Here is a 20467-nt window from a genome sequence, read left to right on the forward strand (position 1 = left end):
AAAATCTTCTAGAAAGAAGGGGTGGAATCATTGAAAGAAGACAAACAACCATCGTATGATGATTTCTCTACAGTAGAAAAAAGCCATGAGTATATAACCGCTGAAGAATTTCCAGACGGTCCTTTCGGTTCTCCTGTTAATCAAAAACTGGGGAAATCTACTTCATGGGAAGAAGGGCAGCGAACGTATAGCGCATTTAATTATGAAAACAAAAATCTTCATGAAAAAGCGCAAAGATTATTTCCAGGCGCTCATCCTGTACATGATAACCCAGAGGAACATGAACAAAATCCAAGTTAATGTCTTTATTATGCTCTGAATATATTGCCCTATCTTTTTGCTGAATTATGTTGACAATAAGCAATTTAGCCTGTAATATAAAACGTAACTTATCACTGTTTCTACAGGATTCGACAAAATTTGATTTACTTAAACTTGTGATCTCAACTTCTATTTACAGCTATTAGAGCGCTGTAAGTAGAAGTTTTATTTATGTTATCGATAAAAAAGAAAAAAGCAGGTCTGCTCAAGCAGGCCTGCTTTTTTTATTATTGAACAGCGTCAAATTTATTTACTTTCCACTGAGAATTAGATTTATAGAATGTGACAGTGCGTTTTACGCTGCCGCCATCTACAGTTGGAACTGTGAATTCATAAGAGCGAACCGTTGCTGTTTGATACACAAGCTTTGTTTTTGCTTTTGACCACTCTAACATGCTGAATCCGTCGCCGATTGGATGTGCAAGTTTGCCGTTATATGTGATATAGCCGTAATTTGTTAATCCTTTTTCTACTGCACTATTTGTAAATGTCTCAGATAAGTAGCTTGATAGCTCAGCTTTTGTATCAAATTCAGGGCAAAGATACACGTAATCAGTTCCTTTATATTCAAATGTACGTTCTGTACATGGTTTGTTTTTATAACCGTGCAGAGCACTCCAGAAATGATTGCTGGCACTAGCTGCAATTTTGGCAGCATTTGCATCCGTTAGTGTTGTAGATGTTGTTTGTGCTGTAACTCCAGTGCTTAGTGTAAAGAAAATAGCGATTGATGATAAAACTAGTCCAATTTTTTTCATTTCTAACTCACTCCTAATTAATTAACCTTATTTATGTAACAATTATGTGTTTTATATTTCTTTTGTTACATTTATATTACAATAAATCTGTAACAAAAGAAAGTGTTTTGTCTTTTTTTCTTAAATTTTTTTAGTTTTTTAGTAGTTTCTAAAATAGATATAGTAAGGGAATCACCAGTTAAATGCTGGTTCATCAATGTTTTTAGGCGTTTCTTTCTACTTTTTAATCTTTTTGTTACAAAAGGATTGTTTGTAACAAAACTGTAATAAAAGAAGCTTAATACCTTTACGATACAGAAAAATAAAGATAAAACGGTGAAAGATCGATTCTAAAAGTTTGTTTTCCTTTTTTAGGCATATTTCTTTTTAGGTTTTGAGGTTTTTAGTAGAGTAGATTAAAAGGAGGCGAAATGATGAAAGGCATTATACATAGTGAAAAAAGTAGAATAGCAGGCATGAAGTACAGAGATCTTCAGGAGATGCACCCTGAAAGAGGAGAAGTAAAAGTAAGGCTAAAAACAGCAGGTTTAAACCGAAGAGATTTATTCGTTATGAGTAATCGAGGCAAAGGAGATAAGCCTTTTATCCCAGGTTCAGACGGTGCAGGCATTATAGAAGAAGCCGGGGAAGATGTAAAAGGTTTAAAAACTGGAATGGAAGTGATCATTAATCCAAGTCTGGAGTGGGATCGTATAGAGGACATTCCGTTTACGCCTAAAATTTTAGGTGGTCCACCGAATGGGACGTTTGCAGAGTATGTAATCATACAAGCGAAGAACGTTGTGCAAAAGCCGCCTTATCTATCTTGGAAACAGGCGGGGGTTCTTTCACTATCCGCTTTAACTGCTTATAGAGCTCTATTTACAAAAGGCCAATTAAAAAAAGGAGAGCATCTACTTATTCCCGGTATAGGAAGCGGAGTCGCGACCTATGGATTGTTATTCGCAAAAGCTATCGGAGCTAACGTAACAGTCACTTCTAGAAGTGATGAAAAAAGAAAGCAAGCCCTAAAGTATGGAGCGAATTATGCATTAGACAGTAGAAGTAACCTAACAGAAGAAATCAACGATAGAAAAGTAGATATTATACTTGATAGTGTAGGGGCAGCTTTATTTCCGACGTATTTTGAAATACTAAAGCCAAATGGAAGAATTGTTAATTTTGGGGCGAGTTCTGGAAATGAAGTTGAATTGCCTCTAAGAACTATTTTTTATCCTCAATTCAATATACTTGGCACATCTATGGGAAGTCAGGAAGAATTTGTGGACATGATGAATTTTATAGAGAAACATCAAATTAAACCAATCATCGATCGATTCTATCCGCTGTCAGAGGTAGCTGCAGCTTGCGAACGATTAGATAAAGGAAAACAATTTGGCAATATAGGTTTACTTATTTCAGAATAAAAAAAGTCCCCAGCGCTAACTGGGGACTTTTTTATATAATCAAACGTTTGTTTAAATGAAAGAAACACGATAATAACAGTTTTTTAGCGCTTTTTTATCATAACCACCAAGCTAATAAAAAGGTAACAAATCCCCCTAGTATCAAAAATCCCATGCTGTATTTGAGCGTGTATTTGAACAGTTCACCTTCTTTTCCAGCCAGTCCCACTGCTCCGGCAGCGACGGCAATTGATTGAGGAGAAAGCATTTTAGCCATTACGCCGCCGGCAGTATTAGCTGCTACGAGAATAACTGGCAAGACATTAATTTGCTGAGCTGTAGTTAGCTGCAAGTTGCCGAACAGCGCATTATTTGATACGACAGATCCCGTTAGAAATACGCCAATCCAGCCAAGGAATGGTGATAAAAATGGAAAATAAGCAGCCGATGTAGCGAGCGCCAATCCAAGTGTAGAAGACTGACCTGAATAATTTGAAATAAAGGCAAAAGCAATGACCATCATTATAGTAATAATAGGTCTTGATAATTCTTTTACGGTTTCTAAAAGAGTGGTCCATGCCACTTTTGGTGATACGTTAAGCAAGAAAACTGAAAGGACACAAGCGATAAGAATTGCTGTACCTGTTGCTGCAAATACGTCTATTTTTAAGACAGCAGCATAAGGCGTAGGATCTTTTACTAAAGGCGCTGCTTTAATTACGTGATTGTGTAAAAATGGGACGTTAATAAGCAGGTTCATATGTTCAAGCATTGTTTTGACAAAAGAAATGCTCCAAGCCGTAACGAGTATCGTTAAGAGAATAAAAGGAGACCAAGCCTTTAAAATCTGTTTTGGTGACAGGCTGAAGCTTTTAGCTGCTGCCGGGCTTGTTCGTTTAATATAAAAAGCAAGAGCAAGCAAACTCACAATAGAAGATGTGATATTTGGAAGTTCAGGGCCGATGTATGTAACAGTTAAATACTGTGTCAGTGCATAGGAAACGGCTGTGATGCTCGTTGCTTTCCATACGTCTTTTAATCCTTTTATCCCATCCATAATAAAGACAAGTAAAAAAGGGATAAGAAAAGAAATAATCGGAAGCTGCGTGCCAAGAAAATGAGCAATTTCTTTTGGATCTATGCCAGATACTTGTCCTGCGACAATAACAGGAATCCCCATGGCGCCAAACGCTCCTGAAGCTGTATTAGCAATTAAACATAGCGCCGCTGCTTTTAACGGTTTGAACCCAAGTCCAACTAGAAGCGCTGCTGTAATGGCAATCGGAGCTCCAAATCCCGCTGCCCCTTCTAAAAAAGCATTAAAGGAAAAAGCAACAAGCAGCATTTGCAAGCGGGGGTCATCGGTTATTGAAATAATAGATTGTCTGATGGTAGTAAACTGTCCGCTTTTGACAGTTAGCTTGTATAAGAACACCGCTCCGATAATAATATAGCTGATGGGCCAAAGTGCATACAGAAACCCGTAGCCTGTGGCTCCTAAGACCATTGAGGCAGGCATATCATAAAAATAAATAGCAATAATCATAGAAAGAAGCACCGTAATACCGGCAGCAATATGTCCTTTTAATTTCAAAAGAGTTAAAGCAATAAAGAAAAAGATAATGGGGATGAGTGCAATTAGTGCAGAAAGCCAAATATTATTTAACGGATTATATACCTGAGTCCACGTCATATTCATACACCTCTACTACATATTTAAAACAAGGGAGCGGGGGGGAGTCCCCCGCAAAAATCTTTAGATGTTACACAAAAGCTCTGTCGCGAGTTTGCTTAAGAATGCTAGCAGAGTGCTCGAGCTGCTGCTGTTCGTGAGGAGTTAAATTCAATTCAATAATTTGACGCACGCCGTTTTTATTAATGATAGCTGGTACGCCGATATACACATCAGAAATACCGTATTGTCCTTCTAATAAAGCAGATACCGTTAAAATAGAATTTTCATCATCTAAAATAGCCTTGGTAATGCGTACAAGCCCCATTGCAATTCCGTAATAAGTCGCTCCTTTTCGATTAATAATATGGTAAGCCGCATCGCGGGTTTGTTCGAATAGATGCTGCATATCGGGTTCTTTTTCAATAGCGGCAGTATTGATAAAATGTTCGAGCTTCACACCGCCAATTTGCGCGTGGCTCCAAACAGGAAATTCCGTATCTCCATGTTCCCCCATAATATAAGCGTGGACGTTGCGAGAATCTACTTCGAAATAGTCGCTTAACAAGTAGCGGAAGCGAGCTGTGTCAAGAATCGTTCCTGAACCAATTACCCGTTCGTTTGGTAATCCTGATACTTTTTGTGTAACGTGTGCGAGAATATCAACTGGATTTGTTGCCACTAAAATGATGCCGTCAAATCCGCTGTTCATAATATCTTTTACAATGCATTCAAAAATTTTAACGTTTTTTTCAACTAGATCTAAGCGTGTTTCCCCTGGAGCTTGATTAGCGCCCGCTGTAATAACTACTAAATCAGCGTCAGCACAGTCTTTATAATCTCCAGCCCAGATTTTCATCGGTGTGGCAAATGGCATTCCATGATTGATATCACGTGCTTCACCTTCTGCTTTTTCTTTGTTCATATCGATTAACACTAATTCATTGGCAATACCTTGATTCACCATTGAAAAAGCGTAGCTTGAGCCAACAAATCCGGTTCCAATTACAGCAACTTTTCGTGTTTTTGGCGTAAATTGTGTTTTCATTTGTATCATCCTTTGAATTTTATTTTGTGATGTTTTTCACAATGTTAGTGTAACAAGAATAAATACCCTCGGCTGTGATAAAAATCACACCTTAAAAAATAGGAAACAATTTTACAGGGTGATTTAAAAAAGGTTCTTCTACATGAAGTGCCACATTTAGAAAGATCTTAAACGTTTAAAGTGTTGAGTAAAGGCAACTTGTTTTGCAGAAAGCTAAAGAGTTTAACATTCTCTATTTGTATGTTAGCAGCCAATAATGTTTCTATAGACCCACACGAAATCCATTTGTTACACTAAGTTTGCTTATTTTTAATAAAGGAGTTGAAGGGATGGAGAACTACTATGAGCAAGCCCAAAAAGGCGCTTGGGTTAGTATCTTATCATATATCTTTTTATCGGCATGTAAACTTACTATTGCGGGTATCACCGCTTCCTCTGCATTAAAAGCCGACGGTCTTAATAATGTTACAGATATTATTGCATCCATTGCCGTCTTAATCGGCTTAAAAATTTCTAAAAAACCTCGCGATAATGATCATCCCTATGGACATTCCAGAGCGGAACATATCTCTTCACTTATTGCTTCTTTTATCATGATGGTCATCGGACTAGAAGTATTGGTCGATGCGGGTCAGTCATTATTTATGGACAAATCTGAAGCGCCTAATTTACTGGCTGCTTGGGTAGGTCTTGGAGCAGCTGCTGTTATGGGTGGTGTCTACCGATATAATATTAAGCTTGCTAAAAAACTTGATAGCCAGTCTTTATATGCGGTTGCTAAAGATAATTTGTCTGATGCACTTGTGAGTATAGGGGCTGTTGTGGGAATTTTGGGCTCACAATTCGGCTTGCCCTGGCTGGACGTGGTAGCTGCTTTTGCTGTGGGAATTATTATTTGTAAAACAGCCATCGAGATTTTTAAAGAAGCGGCTCATTCCTTAACGGACGGGTTTGATGAAGAAAAGTTAGGGCACTACAAAGAAAGCATCGAGCTTGTAGAAGGTGTAAAAGAAGTAGAAGATGTGAAAGCGCGCAAGCTTGGTAATCAAGTCGTGATTGATGTAACGGTTAAAGTAGATCCCCATTTAAATGTTATCAAAAGCCATGAAATTGCTGATCAAATTGAACATATGATGAACGATGAGCATCAAATTAAAGATACACTTGTTCATATTGAACCTGATGCATACGAAAAGCAAAAATAAGACCAGCACGTTCTTTCATTGTGAAAGGATGCGCTGGTTTTATTTTGCGGGAATTTGAAATAAATCACAAAAACTTCTTCAAAAATGAAAATGAAAAGCCGTTATTAGTAATATAAAGATTTTTGTAGAAGGGTGAGGGAATGAAGAGGTTAAGTGCAAAGCTCGTAGTATTTTTTAGTATTTTTATAGCTATTTTATTATTAGTTGTTTCAGGGGCTGTTTATCAATTTACCAAAACGCAAATAGAACAAGATGTAGAAGTTCAGTCTCAAAGTCAAGTGAAAGAGTTAAAAGAAACCATTCATACGTACTTAGACATGTATAGTCGTTCTTTGCTGACGTATAGTGAAAACGATGTAATTGTTAATTTTGTTAAGCTGGAAGGAGATCAAACAAACCAAGAGGAAAATCCGTATTTTACATGGAACACAGTTCAAAAAGAGTTTACGCAGTTTAAAGAAAAGTATCCAAACCTGGCACTTGAATACATAGGCACTAAAAATAAAGGAATGTATTCTGTTCCTAAACAAGAGTTTGGTTCAAACTATGATCCGACTTCAAGGGTATGGTACAAACAAGCAGTAGAATCACCTAATGAGGTTATTTATACGGATCCATATGAAGATGCAGCAACAAAAAAGACGGTCGTGACAATTGCAAAGGCTATTTTAGATCCAGATACTAAAAATGTGCTGGGCGTTATAGCTACTGATTTAGACTTAGATGCATTAAAAAACATTGTAGGTAAAGCAGAAGTAAATCACGGTGGGTATGCATTTTTATTTGATCAAAATGGCACAGCGCTCGTTCATCCAACAGAAGCTGGGGAAAATTTGATGAATCAGCCATTTATGAAAAAAATGTACGGAGCAGACCGGAATAGAGATTTCATGAAGTATACCTTTCAAGGTGAAGAGAGAGTGATGGCATATGATACTCTCGAAGGGACGAATTGGAAGATAGGAAATGCCTTTATTTATAATGAAATGCTCTCAAGCGCTCATCATTTACTGACTGTTATTGTCTGGATTGCGTTAATTGGCATCTTATTATCAGTGGTGTTAACCGTCTTCTTCTCAAGAATTATTACTAATCCGATTCGCCGCTTGAAAAATGAAGTAGCCAAAGTAACAGCTGGCGATTTAACGGTTCAGGTGAAGACGAAGTCAAAAGATGAAATCGGTGAGCTTACTCATTTGTTTAATGATATGGTAGCCAAAATGAAAACATTGATTGGTACGGTTCAGACGTCTGTTGAGACAGTAAAAACGTCTGTTGAAGACTTGAGTGCCGTGTCTGAAGAAGCAACTGCATCCAGTGAGGAAATCGGCCGGGCTATCCATGAGATTGCCAGCGGTGCCACGCAGCAAGCTTCTGATGCTGACTCTACTAATCATAAAACGATGAGTTTATCTTCGCAAATTGAAGAAGTCATTGAACAAAATGCACAGATTAATAAAATGACGATTGAAGCTGTAAGCATCAATGAAAAAGGTTTAAAACAGATGCAGCTCCTTCGCAACCAAACTACTGAATCGTCTCAAACGATTCACGCTGTTCAAGCTGTAATGGAAGAGTTAACAAATAAGATGAAAAAAATTGAATCTATTATTTTCACCATTAATAGTATTTCAGATCAGACAAATTTACTTGCATTAAATGCTAGTATTGAAGCAGCTCGTGCAGGAGAACATGGCAAAGGATTTGCGGTAGTAGCTGAAGAAGTGCGAAAACTTGCTGAACAGTCCTCTCAGGCCACTGAACAAGTTCGCCATACGATTGCAGCGATTCAAGGGGAAGTCGCTGCTGCGCGTGAAGAATGCAACCGTACAGAAGAGCTTTCAAAGTCTCAAGACTTTGTGGTAGGAGATACAGAACGAGCTTTTCATGAAATTGCAACTACAATTGAACAAGTGGCGGCGGCTGTCGAACATGTGACAAGCAGTATGGACAGTATCGATGACCATAAAGAAGACGTGGTAGCGGCAATTCAAAGCATAGCAGCTATTGCACAGCAATCAGCAGCGGGAACTGAAGAAATTACCGCTTCTACAGAAGAACAAATTAGAGCTATTTCTACTGTTTCTCAATCAGCTGAACATCTGCAAGAGATTAGTGAAGAATTGGCGAACTTGATTCGTCAGTTTAAAATTCAATAGAAAAAAGAGGTTAGAAGAAAAGTATTTTAGTTAAAGGAAAATCCGAACGATGAATTGAGATTCTTGATAAAGAATTCAACTCGTTCGGATTTTTTTATTGATATGGTGAACGCAGGTTTCATGTAGGTGTCTCAAGCGGTTCAGCGCACTTCTTCTATTTGTTTGCCCTTAGCTGGTTATGTCTTAACCTCTCTTTTATGTTTAATAGGAAAGCAACTTGATGTAAGGTAAAAAGACTTGCTGAGTTGGAGGTGCAACAGCTGACACACGCTGATGTGTAAACGGATGTATAAAAGAAAGCTTAATGGCATGTAAAGCTTGCTGCTGCTCTTTTAATCTCTTTCCTCCATAAAGAGTATCACCAAGTAATGGATAGCCGATGTGACTCATATGAACACGAATCTGGTGAGTGCGTCCGGTTTCGAGCGAAAGTTCAATAAGCGTTTCGTTTTTTGCTGTATTGCGTTTTAACACCCGATAACGTGTTTTGGCAGCTTGTCCCGTTCTAGATACTCTTCTTCTTGTAGCGTGGTGACGATCGCGTCCAATGGGTTCATTGATGATTCCGTCCTCTTTTTTTATGATTCCTTGGACGAGGGCAATATAAGTCCGATTAATTTTACGTTCAGCCAGCAGCTGATCAAACACAGAGCTTGCTACAAAATGCTTCGTGAATAAGATAGCACCTGATGTATCGCTGTCCAAACGGTGAACGTGTCTAGGCTTTGTTTTGAGGCCTATTTTTTGAAAATAAGCAGCTACAGCATTTAAAAGAGTTTTTTGGTCTTGCTCTGATGAAGGATGAGTATCTAGGTTTATTGGTTTGTTTACGATTAGTACGTGCTCATCTTCAAACAAAATCTCTATATCAACATTGTAAGGTGTTATTTCATTAGGCTCTGCTTCAAAAAAAGGGAGTGACACTTTATCATTTTCCTTAAGAGTGTTTCTCCATGGTAAAGGCTCACCGTTTATAAGCACATTTTTATTCATCCGAAACTGATGCAACGTTTTTTTAGGAATATGCCATTTCGTTTTTAAATAATCTTCAATTGTTTGCCCTGCATCATTTTTTGCGATTTTATCTTCTAGCCATTGGCCGTGTATACTCATATTTAATCCCTTCCTTACATACTAGTAAATATCCTTTAATCTTTTAAAAGAACTTGTAAATAATTAGGAGGAAATAACTACCTGAAGTTCTCGTTTTATGTTTATGTTATGCTAAATAAAGAGACATAAGTTAAGAGAAAAAAGGGGGGGTAACCATGAAAATTGCCCAAGCAGCTCCGCCAGAAATGGAGAATTACATAGAAGAGTTGACTGAACAGCTTCGCTATGACTTGTTACCTCGGTATGTATCTGTAGATAAGCTTAATCCTGATGAATTATTAAATCCAGATTATTGTACAGACCATTTATATAATGGCTTACTCGATGAAGCATTGCAAGTCATTAGTAGCCTTCAGACAATAATTGCCGTGATTGAAGCGATTCAACATCGGCCGATTGAAGAAAGCGACTGCGAGCAATTCGAAAAAAATATTGCAATTTTAAAAAAATACGGGTTTTTATTCCCTATTTCCATTGAATGTTTTGCAAAAGAAAACAATTTGATTACGTATTCGTATGAATCGTTTTATAATTCATACATAAATTAAAGAAAAAAGCATGTATCACATGCTTTTTTTCTTTTTAATCATATATTTCAGACTTCTATTGGACATTCAAAAAGAGCTTGTGATATGGTCAAACTTGTATAAATCCATCACAAAAAACAAATAGGAGCGAAAACATGACAAAAGCAAAATTATGTTTTATCGGTGCAGGCTTTCACGCATCGACGAACATTTATCCGTCCGTTATTGAAGCGGGAGCAGAAATTAAAGCAATTTCCACACGCAGTATGGAAAGATCAAAAGCTGCTCTTCAGCGATTTGGGAGCAGCGGTACGCCATACGATGATTATAAGGAAATGCTGAAGCAGGAAAAGTGCGACGGAGTAGTAGTTGTGGCACAGCCTGAAGATCATCCTGCTTTGGTGCTTGATTGTATTCGAGCGGGAAAAAATGTTTATGTGGACAAACCTTTGGGGATGAATGAAAGAGAAGCAAAAGAGATTTCAGATGCTGCTAGGGAAGCTGGCGTAAAAGTAATGGTAGGTTTTATGAAGCGCTATGCACCTTGCTATATAAAACTAAAAGAGCTAATTGAAGAAGGAAACCTTGGAAACGTCCGTTCATTTCAAGCGAGGTTTGCTGTAGACAGTACCCCTTTTTGTAAAGATGAAGAGCAGTTTATGAAGCTTGCTGCCATACATATTGTTGATCTTGTCCGTCACTTGTTCGGCGAAGTCGTTCACGTGACAGGGTTTAGAAATAGTCATGGTGAGTATATTTCAAATAGTATTTCGCTGAAGTTTGAAAACGGTACGGTAGGAAGCCTTTATTTTACTGGCATGACAGCGTGGTCTCGCGAAAGCGAAAACTTATTAGTGACATTTGACAATGGCTTTGCTTTTGCTGATGAAGTAAACGCATTGACTATTCACGAATCTCAGACTTTTGATGATTTACCATGGAAGTCATTAAAAGAAAACGACCGTGTGTTTACACCTACTGCTTCTCCAATGTCAGGAGCATATCGAGATCTTTACCTTCGTGGATTTGTTGGAGAGATGGCTCATTTCATTGAGTGTTGTACAAGTGATAAAGAACTTCTTTCCAGTGGAAGTGACAATGTAAAAACGATGAGATTATGTGATCGAATACTGTCATCTTTAATGTAAAGAAAGCTTTAAAGAAAAGAATGTACGATGAATAACTTTCTGTAAATTATGTAAATCATACTGAATAATGTTATGATTAGACAGGTCGTATAAACGAAATTGTTTACCTTTCATAAGATTACAGAACGTTTCAATCTTATTACATATGTTTAAAATTAGCCTAAATGGTTTCTTTTTACGCCTATATCATATACAATGCCCCCTAGATGATTTTTTCGAATAGCTAATAATCGTTTGGGATTATGAAAGGAGATTAATCATGAAAAAACTGATGTATACATTGCTCATTGGGTTAATTGCTGCAGCTTTAACAGCATGCGGTTCGAACGATGATGCAAAGCAATCAAAAAGTGATGATCAGAAAACTGCACAAACTGAGAAGCAAAAAGAGGCTCAGGAAAAGCAGGAAAAGCAAGCAAAAGAAATGCAGAAGAAATTAGATAAACAAAAAGTAGATGAGAAGAAAACCGTAGCAGTTGTAAACGGTAAAAAAGTTTCTGGTGAAGAATATAATGCGGCATTATCTTCATCACAAGCCCAATATCAACAAATGGGACAAGACCCAACATCTAAAGAAGCAGCTAAACAAGTAAAGCAGCAAACAATTGACAATTTAGTAGGTCAAACGCTGCTATTGCAAGAGGCTGAAAACAAAGGCTATAAAGCAACTGATGAAGAAGTAAATAAAAAGTTAAAAGAAACGAAAAAGCAGTTCAAAACAGATAAACAGTTTAAAGCGGCTTTAAAAGATGCAGGACTAACTCAATCACAATTAAAGTCTGAGCTGGCTGACAGCATTAAATATCAGCAGTACGTAGATAAAGACATCCAAACACCAGAAGTAACGGATAAAGAAATTCAAGATTATTACGATCAATTTGCAAAACAAAGCCAAAGTCAAGCAAGCGGCGGTAAAGAACAATCTCAAATGCCAAAGCTTGAAGACGTAAAGCCTCAAATTAAGCAGCAGCTTGAACAACAAAAGAAACAAGAAGCATTAGAGAAAAAAGTCGAAGAACTTAAGAAAAATGCAAAAGTTGAAGTGAAGCTTTAAATACAAATGAAACGGTCCTTTAAAGGGCCGTTTTTTTGTTATGTACATTTATTGCTTCTTGTCAGTAAAAAGGGGTGCGTGAAAGATTTTATTGTATTTTGACTTATAAGGTAAAAAGTGTTCTGATGGTTTGCCTTTCATCCTATACTTTTCTTATATAGATATAAGAGAAATTGGGGGAGTCAATAAATGAAAAAGGTGGCTGTTTTTTTTGTTGGGCTTATTTTTTTACTCGCGGGGATGGGTCTGACAGGCAATGCGTCTGCGGCGTCAAATCAACTTATTATTATTAATAAATCTACTAACACCCTTGCTTTTTATGATGGAGGAAAATTAGTAAGGACGTTCAAAGTTGCGACAGGGAGGCAGATGAGTTATACACCAGAGGGTACCTTTAGCATTGTAAATAAAATTAAAAACCGGCCTTATTATAAAGACAACATTCGGGGAGGAGATCCTAGGAATCCGCTAGGTGATCGCTGGCTAGGATTAAATGCGCGCGGAACATATGGAACGACGTATGCTATTCATGGAAATAATAATCCAAGTTCTATCGGGACTTATGCAAGTTCAGGGTGCATTCGTATGTATGATGAAGAGGTACGCTGGCTGTTTGACCGCGTTCAAACCGGTACAAAAGTGGTTATTGGTCAATTTCATTCTCAAAGTTTTGATTCGATCGCTGTTAAAAACAAATACAAAGTAAGCAGTGCTCCAGTCGCCCAGAATCTTTGTAAAACGAAAAAGCTCTCAAAAGGCCAAATTGGTTTTGTAACGATTCAATCACCGATGGTTTTGTTAAAAGAAGAAAAAGGAAAATGGGTAAAGATTCGTACGTTAAATCGCGGTGAACGCTATAATGTATATAAAATAAATGGCATTAAAGTCTCTTTAGGACCAGGATTTATTGAAAATTATCCTAATAAAAAAACATCCATAAAATTAGATATTTGCAAATAGAAAATAAGGCTGAAACAATAGTATTTTAGCCTAAGTGAAAAACGAGCCATTGATCAACATGTTTGATTGGTGGTTCGTTTTTTTATTATGGTGAACGCAGGTTTCATCTGTTTTGTTCCTTCTAGCAGTTGATGGGAGAGAAAGGCAAAGACTCCCGCGGAAAGCGAAGTGTTGGACGGAAACCAAAAGCGTGGTCACAAGCTATTCATACGAGCTAATGTATTCATTTGTTCGTCTTTAGATTGGATTTATTTCGTTATGTCTCAACTTCATTTTTTGAATTTTTAATAATGTTTATTATAATAAAAAACAGGGAAACTAATTGCCTAATGAAGAGAGAGAAAGGGTTGTTTTAGCGTATGTCTACAATAGATTTATCAAAATTCGAGAAAAAAATGATTATTCGTAACATCAAACCGGACGATATAGATGAAATTTTAGCACTTCAAAAACTATCATTCCCGGGAATGGATCCGTGGAAAAAAGAACAGCTTGAAAGTCACCTGGCCATTTTTCCAGAAGGACAAATATGTGCAGAGTACGACGGGGAAATTATCGGATCTTGTTCAAGCTTGATTGTGAACTTTGATGAGTACGATGATCAGCATACGTGGGACGATATTACAGACGAAGGATACATTACAAATCATAACCCGGAAGGCTACAATCTGTATGGAATTGAAGTAATGGTTCATCCAAAGTATCGCGGCATGAAAATAGGACGCCGCTTGTATGAAGCGCGTAAAGATTTAGCACGTGAATTGAATCTGAAAAGTATCATTATCGGCGGAAGAATTCCTAATTACCATAAGCATTCAGCTGAAATGTCGCCTAGAGAATATGTAGAGCAAGTTATTCATCATAAAATTTATGATCCAGTCCTATCTTTTCAGCTAATGAACGGATTTACGCTTATGCGTATAAACCCTGGTTATCTTCCTGACGATCTAGCTTCTAATAAGTATGCAACGCTGATGGAATGGAACAACGTAGATTACGTTCGCCGTTCAAAACGCCATTTTAAAACGTCATTCCCAGTGCGTATTTGTGTTGTTCAGTATATGATGAAACAGATCAATTCATTTGAAGAGTTTGCAACACAGGTAGAATATTATACAGATGTTGCTTATGACGCAAAAGCCGACTTCTGCGTATTCCCGGAAATTTTCACAACTCAGCTAATGTCTTTCTTGAACGAAAAGATTCCAAGCAAAGCGGTTCAGCGCGTAGCAGGATATACGGAAGAGTACATTGAGCTATTCACTAACTTGGCGGTTAAATATAACGTAAATATTATTGGAGGATCCCACTTCGTCGAAGAAGATAATGGAGATATCTTTAATATTGCGTATTTATTCCGCCGAGATGGAACAATTGAAAAGCAGTATAAAGTGCATATTACACCTAATGAAAGAAAATGGTGGGGAATTAGCCCAGGAGATAAAGTTGAAGTGTTTGATACAGATTGCGGTAAAATTGCCATCCAAATTTGCTATGACATCGAATTTCCGGAGCTTGCTCGTATTGCTACCGATAAAGGTGCAAATATTATTTTTACGCCATTCTGTACAGAAGACCGTCAAGGCTATCTGCGCGTAAGATACTGTTCTCAGGCGCGCGCGATCGAAAACCAAATTTATACGGTTATCGCAGGTACAGTTGGAAACCTGCCTGAAACAGAAAACATGGATATTCAGTACGCTCAGTCTGCTATTTTTGCACCGTCTGACTTTGAATTTGCACGAGACGGTATTGTAGGAGAATGTAATCCTAATATTGAAATGGTGGTTATTGGAGATGTAGATTTAGAAATTCTTCGCCGCCAGCGTCAATCAGGAACGGTTCGTCAATTAAAAGACCGACGCCATGACGTTTACAATATCAAATATAAAAAATAACGCAGTTTCTAAAAACATCATGCAAATGCATGGTGTTTTTTATTTCAACTTTTGCCATAATAAAAACTATTACAATGAATTTTGTGGACTAACCATGGAAAAGAGGGGAAAACATGAGTTTTCATGGACAATCGGTATTACCCGCTGTTCGAGATATGAAGCAATTGGAAAAGTTTTTAGCAAGTAATTATGAGTACGGAGTTCTTTTAGACAATCAAGTGGGCATGCTAAAAGGAATTATGAAAGAAGTCCATAAGCATGAAAAAAAGCTAATTATTCATTTAGACTTAATTCATGGCTTAAAGCACGATGAATATGCGGTTGATTTTTTGTGTCAGGAGTTTAAGCCTGCGGGAATTATTTCGACAAGAACAAACGTTATTTTAAAAGCTAAACAAAGAGGGATTTATGCCATTCAGCGGGTCTTTTTATTGGACAGCACGGCTTTGAAGAAAAGCTATGAGTTAATGAAGAAAGTAAAACCGGATTATATTGAGCTTCTTCCTGGAATTGTGCCCACTTTAATCCAAGAAGTTAAAGCTGAAACGGGCATTCCGGTGTTAGCTGGAGGTTTAATACGAACGGCAGAAGAAGTTCATAATGCTTTAGAAGCCGGGGCTTCTGCTGTTACAACATCAAATAGAGAACTGTGGAGTATTTCAACTTAAAAAAACTGTTTGACAACGCTTTCATCATCTAGTAAACTTCTAGATAAGTTAATAGATGTGAGGGAGAATAGGAGATCCACGGTATAGCCTTTTAATGATTTTATTAGGGGGATGTATGGTGGATTTTCTTATTTTCTTGTTACTTTAATTGTTTTCATACAAAGGGGAGGTTATTTATATGCAAGCATTCTTAGGAGAAATAATTGGAACAATGATTTTAATTATCCTTGGCGCTGGTGTATGTGCGGGCGTCAATTTAAAAAAATCGTTTGCTGCTAATTCAGGATGGATTGTTATCACAATGGGATGGGGAATGGCAGTAGCGATGGCAGCATATGCGGTTGGTAATATGAGTGGGGCACACTTAAATCCAGCGTTAACCTTAGCGCTTGCTATTACAGGTGATTTTCCATGGTCACAAGTACCGATCTACATCTTAGCTCAGTTTATTGGAGCCATTCTTGGTGCAACAGTTGTTTATTTACACTATCTTCCACACTGGAAAGAAACAAAAGATGCTGGTACAAAATTAGGCGTATTCGCAACGGGGCCAGCAATTGCTAACCCATTTGCAAACGTTTTAAGTGAGGCAATTGGAACGTTTGTATTAGTAGTAGGAATCTTAGCAATTGGAGCAAATAAATTTACAGATGGATTAAATCCGTTAGTAGTAGGATTTTTAATCGTAAGTATTGGTTTATCATTAGGAGGAACAACAGGCTATGCCATCAACCCGGCTCGTGATTTAGGACCTCGTATTGCTCATGCTATCTTGCCGATACCTGGCAAAGGCAGCTCGAACTGGAAATACGCTTGGGTGCCAGTAGTGGGTCCTTTAGTAGGCGGATCAATTGGCGCAGTATTTTATCAAGCGGCATTCTTAAATAAAATGTCTAGCAGCTTATGGATTGTCTTAAGCATTGCGGTGATTGTTTTAGCTGTTATCTACGCTGTTTCTAAACAAAAGGCAGCACAAATTCAATCAGCAGTAGTACCAAAAAAATGAATGCGCTTTACCATCTAACTATGTACAATAAAGAAACGACACTATACAGAGAATAGGGGATATTGATATGGAAAAATTTATTTTATCTTTAGACCAGGGAACGACAAGCTCACGAGCAATGTTATTTAATAAAAAAGGTGAAGTTGTACATGTAGCTCAAAAAGAGTTTACACAGTACTTTCCAAAACCAGGTTGGGTAGAGCATAATGCAAGTGAAATTTGGGGTTCTATCTTAGCAGTTATCGCATCTTGTTTATCTGAGTCAGGTGTTCATGCTGATCAAATCGAAGGAATTGGAATTACCAATCAGCGTGAAACAGCAGTAGTATGGGAAAAAGCAACAGGAAAGCCAGTATACAATGCAATTGTATGGCAGTCTCGACAAACGTCTGGCATTTGTGAAGAGTTAAAAGCAAAAGGATTAAACGATACGTTCCGCGACAAAACGGGATTATTAATTGATGCATACTTCTCTGGAACAAAAGTAAAGTGGATTTTAGATAACGTAGAAGGTGCACGAGAAAAAGCAGAAAACGGTGAATTGTTATTCGGAACAATCGATACATGGTTAATTTGGAAGCTATCAGGTGGAAAAGCGCATGTAACGGATTACTCAAACGCATCCCGCACGCTTATGTTCAATATCTACGATTTAAAATGGGATGATGAACTGCTAGATATTTTAGGAGTACCGAAATCTATGCTTCCAGAAGTAAAGCCTTCTTCTGAAGTATACGCTCATACAGTAGATTATCACTTCTTCGGTCAGAGTATTCCAATTGCGGGAGCAGCAGGAGATCAGCAAGCCGCTTTATTCGGACAAGCGTGCTATGAAAAAGGAATGGCGAAGAACACGTATGGAACAGGTTGCTTCATGTTAATGAATACGGGTGAAAAAGCAGTTAAGTCCGATCACGGTTTGTTAACTACATTAGCATGGGGGATTAACGGTAAGGTAGAATATGCGCTTGAAGGCAGTATTTTTGTAGCAGGATCTGCTATTCAGTGGCTTCGGGACGGTTTAAGAATGTTTAAAAATGCGGCTGAAACTGAAAACTATGCAACGCGAGTAGAGTCTACAGACGGCGTATATATCGTGCCGGCTTTCGTAGGACTTGGAACGCCATATTGGGATAGCGATGTACGGGGAGCGATGTTTGGATTGACTCGTGGTACAAAAAAAGAACACTTTATCCGTGCAACGCTTGAATCACTAGCTTATCAAACAAGAGATGTATTAAGTGCAATGGAAGCCGACTCTGGAATTACATTAAAAACACTGCGTGTAGACGGAGGAGCAGTTAAGAATAATTTCTTAATGCAGTTCCAAAGTGATGTGTTAGACGTTCCGGTTGAGCGTCCTCAAGTGAATGAAACAACAGCTCTTGGGGCAGCATATTTAGCGGGTCTAGCGGTTGGCTACTGGAAAGATTGCGATGAAATTGCGCAGCAGTGGAATATGGAAAAATCTTTCGAACCAAATATGGAAGAAGAAAAGCGTGAAGAATTATATAGCGGCTGGAAAAAAGCCGTGCATGCAACAATGGCTTTTAAGTAATTATTTGATAAAAATCCTTTAATTAAAAGTGCATGTATGATATAATTTACTCAAGTTAATAAATTGGTTGGAGAATCGGAGAGACCACAGATCCATATGTAGGCATACTATATATGTGATTTGTGGTCTCTCTTTTTGGTATATTGGAAAAAATTGATATCTTTGAAAAATGAAAGGGGAATGACGTATGTTTTCAAGTCAAACACGTTCGAATAAATTGGTAGACATGACACAAAATCAATATGATTTACTAGTAATTGGTGGGGGAATTACTGGTTCGGGTATTGCCCTTGACGCGACTCATCGAGGTATGAAAACGGCATTAGTTGAAATGCAGGATTTCGCAGCAGGAACATCTAGTCGTTCAACGAAGCTTGTTCACGGCGGCCTACGCTATTTAAAACAGTTTGAAGTTAAAATGGTAGCTGAAGTTGGTAAAGAACGTGCCATCGTATATGAAAATGGCCCTCATGTAACGACTCCGGAGTGGATGCTGTTACCTTTCCATACGGGTGGAACATTCGGTAAATTCTCAACTTCAATCGGACTGCGCGTATATGATTTCTTAGCTGGTGTAAAACGCTCAGAGCGCCGCAAAATGTTTAGTGCACAAGAAACGCTTAGCCGCGAGCCATTGGTGAAATCTAAAGACTTAAAAGGCGGCGGTTACTACGTTGAATATAAAACAGATGATGCACGTTTAACAATTGAAGTAGCTAAAGAAGCTGCCGCAAGAGGAGCAGATTTAGTCAATTACACAAAAGTGGAAAACTTCATTTATGATAAAGGAAAAGTAGTAGGGGCTGTTGTTCGTGATCAGCTTACGAATAAAGAATATAATATCTATGCGAAAAAAATCGTCAACGCTGCAGGTCCATGGGTGGACACGCTGCGTGAAAAAGATAATTCAAAAAAAGGCAAGCAGCTTCAATTAACAAAAGGAATTCACTTAGTTATTGATCAAGAGCGCTTTCCGTTAAAACAAGCCATTTATTTTGATACACCTGATGGACGTATGGTGTTTGCAATTCCGCGTGATGGAAAAACATATGTGGGCACAACAGACACGGTCTATAAAGAAGACGCTAGACATCCGCGTATGACTGTAAAAGACCGTCAATATGTTATTGATGCGATTAACTATATGTTCCCAACGGTTGATCTTACAGTAGACGATGTGGAATCAAGCTGGGCTGGTGTTCGTCCACTTATTCACGAACAAGGAAAAGACCCTTCTGAAATCTCGCGTAAAGATGAAATCTGGACATCGGAATCAGGTTTAATTACGATCGCTGGAGGGAAATTAACTGGGTACCGTAAAATGGCTGAAATTGTCGTAAATCGCGTAGCTGAAGATTTTAAAGCAGAAGGACGCGAATTTGAAAGCTGTCAAACTAAACATTTACCGATTTCTGGAGGTAATGTAGGAGGTTCAGGTGGGTTCCCAACGTTTGTAGAGCAAAAAGTCAAAGAAGGCATCAAACTAGGGTTATCACGTGACGCTGCTGAAAAGCTTGTAAAACGCTATGGCTCAAACGTAGATAAAGTATACCGCTACATGATTGAACGTCCGGATCAGCTAAAAAACAGCGACCTTCCAGCTAGTGTATTTCTGCAAATTCAATATGGCATAGAAGAAGAAATGGTTTCAAAACCAGTGGACTTCTTTATTAGACGTACGGGCGCTTTATTCTTTGATATCAACTGGGTAAGAAGCTGGAAAAAACAAGTGATTGCTCATATGGCCGAAGAGTTAAAGTGGACGCCTGAGCAAACAAAAGCTTATACGGATGAATTAGAACAGCACCTTCATGACGCAGTTGTACCAGTAGATGAAAAAGTTAACCGTATGACAGGTATTTCATGATAAAATAAAAAGTACCTCAAAATTTGTCAATACAGCCATAATATAATAGCAGGAAGTCAAATTTTGACGAAGAAATATAATATGACTGTTAAAAAAAGAGAAAGACGATTACTCGTTTTT

17 protein-coding genes are annotated in these 20467 nt (G+C 38.0%); 13 read left to right on the top strand and 4 right to left on the bottom strand.

Translation table 11 applies throughout. The annotated features are described in order from the left end of the window. The first annotated feature begins 30 nt into the window (after window positions 1–30). Window positions 31–300, top strand: a complete 270-nt coding sequence (locus tag AC2YJL_RS23775) for a hypothetical protein (protein WP_014461729.1) — start codon at window positions 31–33, stop codon at window positions 298–300. A gap of 248 nt (window positions 301–548) precedes the next feature. Here the strand turns inward: AC2YJL_RS23775 and AC2YJL_RS23780 are convergent, their stop codons facing one another. Beyond that, entirely contained in the window at window positions 549–1079 is a 531-nt protein-coding gene (locus tag AC2YJL_RS23780) for an IseA DL-endopeptidase inhibitor family protein (RefSeq protein ID WP_251569052.1), read from the bottom strand. Window positions 1080–1492: 413 nt separating this feature from the next. Between AC2YJL_RS23780 and AC2YJL_RS23785 the strand changes: the two genes are divergently transcribed. Continuing rightward, window positions 1493–2485, top strand: coding sequence for a zinc-binding dehydrogenase (locus AC2YJL_RS23785; RefSeq protein WP_251569067.1), 993 nt, complete (start codon window positions 1493–1495; stop codon window positions 2483–2485). 97 nt (window positions 2486–2582) lie between these two features. Here the strand turns inward: AC2YJL_RS23785 and AC2YJL_RS23790 are convergent, their stop codons facing one another. Continuing rightward, complete coding sequence (locus AC2YJL_RS23790; protein ID WP_195695474.1) at window positions 2583–4163, bottom strand: lactate permease LctP family transporter; 1581 nt, start codon at window positions 4161–4163, stop codon at window positions 2583–2585. 64 nt (window positions 4164–4227) lie between these two features. Then, window positions 4228–5184 (bottom strand): L-lactate dehydrogenase, encoded by a 957-nt coding sequence (locus tag AC2YJL_RS23795; protein ID WP_013081626.1) that lies wholly within the window; start codon window positions 5182–5184, stop codon window positions 4228–4230. A 329-nt stretch (window positions 5185–5513) separates the two neighbouring features. Between AC2YJL_RS23795 and AC2YJL_RS23800 the strand changes: the two genes are divergently transcribed. After that, window positions 5514–6389 carry a cation diffusion facilitator family transporter gene (locus AC2YJL_RS23800; protein WP_369361674.1) on the top strand — a complete coding sequence of 292 codons (876 nt, stop codon included), beginning with the start codon at window positions 5514–5516 and terminating at the stop codon, window positions 6387–6389. Between the two features lie 140 nt (window positions 6390–6529). Continuing rightward, a complete protein-coding gene (locus AC2YJL_RS23805; RefSeq protein WP_195695472.1) occupies window positions 6530–8548 on the top strand; it encodes a methyl-accepting chemotaxis protein in 2019 nt (672 codons plus the stop codon). Window positions 8549–8749: 201 nt separating this feature from the next. Here AC2YJL_RS23805 and AC2YJL_RS23810 read toward each other — a convergent pair whose 3' ends face one another. Beyond that, window positions 8750–9661 carry an RluA family pseudouridine synthase gene (locus tag AC2YJL_RS23810; protein ID WP_230931739.1) on the bottom strand — a complete coding sequence of 304 codons (912 nt, stop codon included), beginning with the start codon at window positions 9659–9661 and terminating at the stop codon, window positions 8750–8752. Window positions 9662–9816: 155 nt separating this feature from the next. Here AC2YJL_RS23810 and AC2YJL_RS23815 point away from each other — a divergent pair, with 155 nt between their 5' ends. From AC2YJL_RS23815 to AC2YJL_RS23855, 9 genes are all read left to right on the top strand, one after another. After that, window positions 9817–10209, top strand: a complete 393-nt coding sequence (locus AC2YJL_RS23815; protein ID WP_129706044.1) for a DUF5365 family protein — start codon at window positions 9817–9819, stop codon at window positions 10207–10209. A gap of 134 nt (window positions 10210–10343) precedes the next feature. After that, window positions 10344–11336, top strand: a complete 993-nt coding sequence (locus AC2YJL_RS23820; RefSeq protein WP_251569050.1) for a Gfo/Idh/MocA family protein — start codon at window positions 10344–10346, stop codon at window positions 11334–11336. 259 nt (window positions 11337–11595) lie between these two features. Beyond that, window positions 11596–12390 (top strand): SurA N-terminal domain-containing protein, encoded by a 795-nt coding sequence (locus AC2YJL_RS23825; protein ID WP_013055258.1) that lies wholly within the window; start codon window positions 11596–11598, stop codon window positions 12388–12390. 189 nt (window positions 12391–12579) lie between these two features. Next, window positions 12580–13350, top strand: coding sequence for a L,D-transpeptidase (locus AC2YJL_RS23830; protein WP_098433062.1), 771 nt, complete (start codon window positions 12580–12582; stop codon window positions 13348–13350). A gap of 359 nt (window positions 13351–13709) precedes the next feature. Then, entirely contained in the window at window positions 13710–15248 is a 1539-nt protein-coding gene (locus AC2YJL_RS23835; protein ID WP_195695468.1) for a carbon-nitrogen hydrolase family protein, read from the top strand. 113 nt (window positions 15249–15361) lie between these two features. Then, window positions 15362–15916, top strand: a complete 555-nt coding sequence (locus AC2YJL_RS23840) for a glycerol-3-phosphate responsive antiterminator (protein ID WP_028412593.1) — start codon at window positions 15362–15364, stop codon at window positions 15914–15916. Window positions 15917–16094: 178 nt separating this feature from the next. After that, window positions 16095–16922: an MIP/aquaporin family protein gene (locus AC2YJL_RS23845; protein WP_195695467.1), complete on the top strand. Its 828-nt coding sequence runs from the start codon at window positions 16095–16097 to the stop codon at window positions 16920–16922. A gap of 67 nt (window positions 16923–16989) precedes the next feature. Next, window positions 16990–18480 carry a glycerol kinase GlpK gene (gene glpK, locus AC2YJL_RS23850; RefSeq protein WP_195695466.1) on the top strand — a complete coding sequence of 497 codons (1491 nt, stop codon included), beginning with the start codon at window positions 16990–16992 and terminating at the stop codon, window positions 18478–18480. Window positions 18481–18667: 187 nt separating this feature from the next. Continuing rightward, window positions 18668–20347: a glycerol-3-phosphate dehydrogenase/oxidase gene (locus AC2YJL_RS23855; protein ID WP_195695465.1), complete on the top strand. Its 1680-nt coding sequence runs from the start codon at window positions 18668–18670 to the stop codon at window positions 20345–20347. The last annotated feature ends 120 nt before the right edge of the window (window positions 20348–20467 follow it).

The sequence above is a fragment of the Priestia sp. SRI_019 genome, from assembly GCF_057586255.1.

Excerpts from the sequence above, each read along its gene's own strand:
- AC2YJL_RS23835 (WP_195695468.1), top strand. The coding sequence starts at position 13,710 with ATGTCTACAATAGATTTATCAAAATTCGAGAAAAAAATGATTATTCGT.
- AC2YJL_RS23800 (WP_369361674.1), top strand. The coding sequence starts at position 5,514 with ATGGAGAACTACTATGAGCAAGCCCAAAAAGGCGCTTGGGTTAGTATC.
- glpK (WP_195695466.1), top strand. The coding sequence starts at position 16,990 with ATGGAAAAATTTATTTTATCTTTAGACCAGGGAACGACAAGCTCACGA.
- AC2YJL_RS23805 (WP_195695472.1), top strand. The coding sequence starts at position 6,530 with ATGAAGAGGTTAAGTGCAAAGCTCGTAGTATTTTTTAGTATTTTTATA.
- AC2YJL_RS23855 (WP_195695465.1), top strand. The coding sequence starts at position 18,668 with ATGTTTTCAAGTCAAACACGTTCGAATAAATTGGTAGACATGACACAA.
- AC2YJL_RS23790 (WP_195695474.1), bottom strand. The coding sequence starts at position 4,163 with ATGAATATGACGTGGACTCAGGTATATAATCCGTTAAATAATATTTGG.
- AC2YJL_RS23785 (WP_251569067.1), top strand. The coding sequence starts at position 1,493 with ATGAAAGGCATTATACATAGTGAAAAAAGTAGAATAGCAGGCATGAAG.
- AC2YJL_RS23830 (WP_098433062.1), top strand. The coding sequence starts at position 12,580 with ATGAAAAAGGTGGCTGTTTTTTTTGTTGGGCTTATTTTTTTACTCGCG.
- AC2YJL_RS23825 (WP_013055258.1), top strand. The coding sequence starts at position 11,596 with ATGAAAAAACTGATGTATACATTGCTCATTGGGTTAATTGCTGCAGCT.
- AC2YJL_RS23815 (WP_129706044.1), top strand. The coding sequence starts at position 9,817 with ATGAAAATTGCCCAAGCAGCTCCGCCAGAAATGGAGAATTACATAGAA.
- AC2YJL_RS23780 (WP_251569052.1), bottom strand. The coding sequence starts at position 1,079 with ATGAAAAAAATTGGACTAGTTTTATCATCAATCGCTATTTTCTTTACA.
- AC2YJL_RS23820 (WP_251569050.1), top strand. The coding sequence starts at position 10,344 with ATGACAAAAGCAAAATTATGTTTTATCGGTGCAGGCTTTCACGCATCG.
- AC2YJL_RS23840 (WP_028412593.1), top strand. The coding sequence starts at position 15,362 with ATGAGTTTTCATGGACAATCGGTATTACCCGCTGTTCGAGATATGAAG.
- AC2YJL_RS23845 (WP_195695467.1), top strand. The coding sequence starts at position 16,095 with ATGCAAGCATTCTTAGGAGAAATAATTGGAACAATGATTTTAATTATC.
- AC2YJL_RS23810 (WP_230931739.1), bottom strand. The coding sequence starts at position 9,661 with ATGAGTATACACGGCCAATGGCTAGAAGATAAAATCGCAAAAAATGAT.
- AC2YJL_RS23795 (WP_013081626.1), bottom strand. The coding sequence starts at position 5,184 with ATGAAAACACAATTTACGCCAAAAACACGAAAAGTTGCTGTAATTGGA.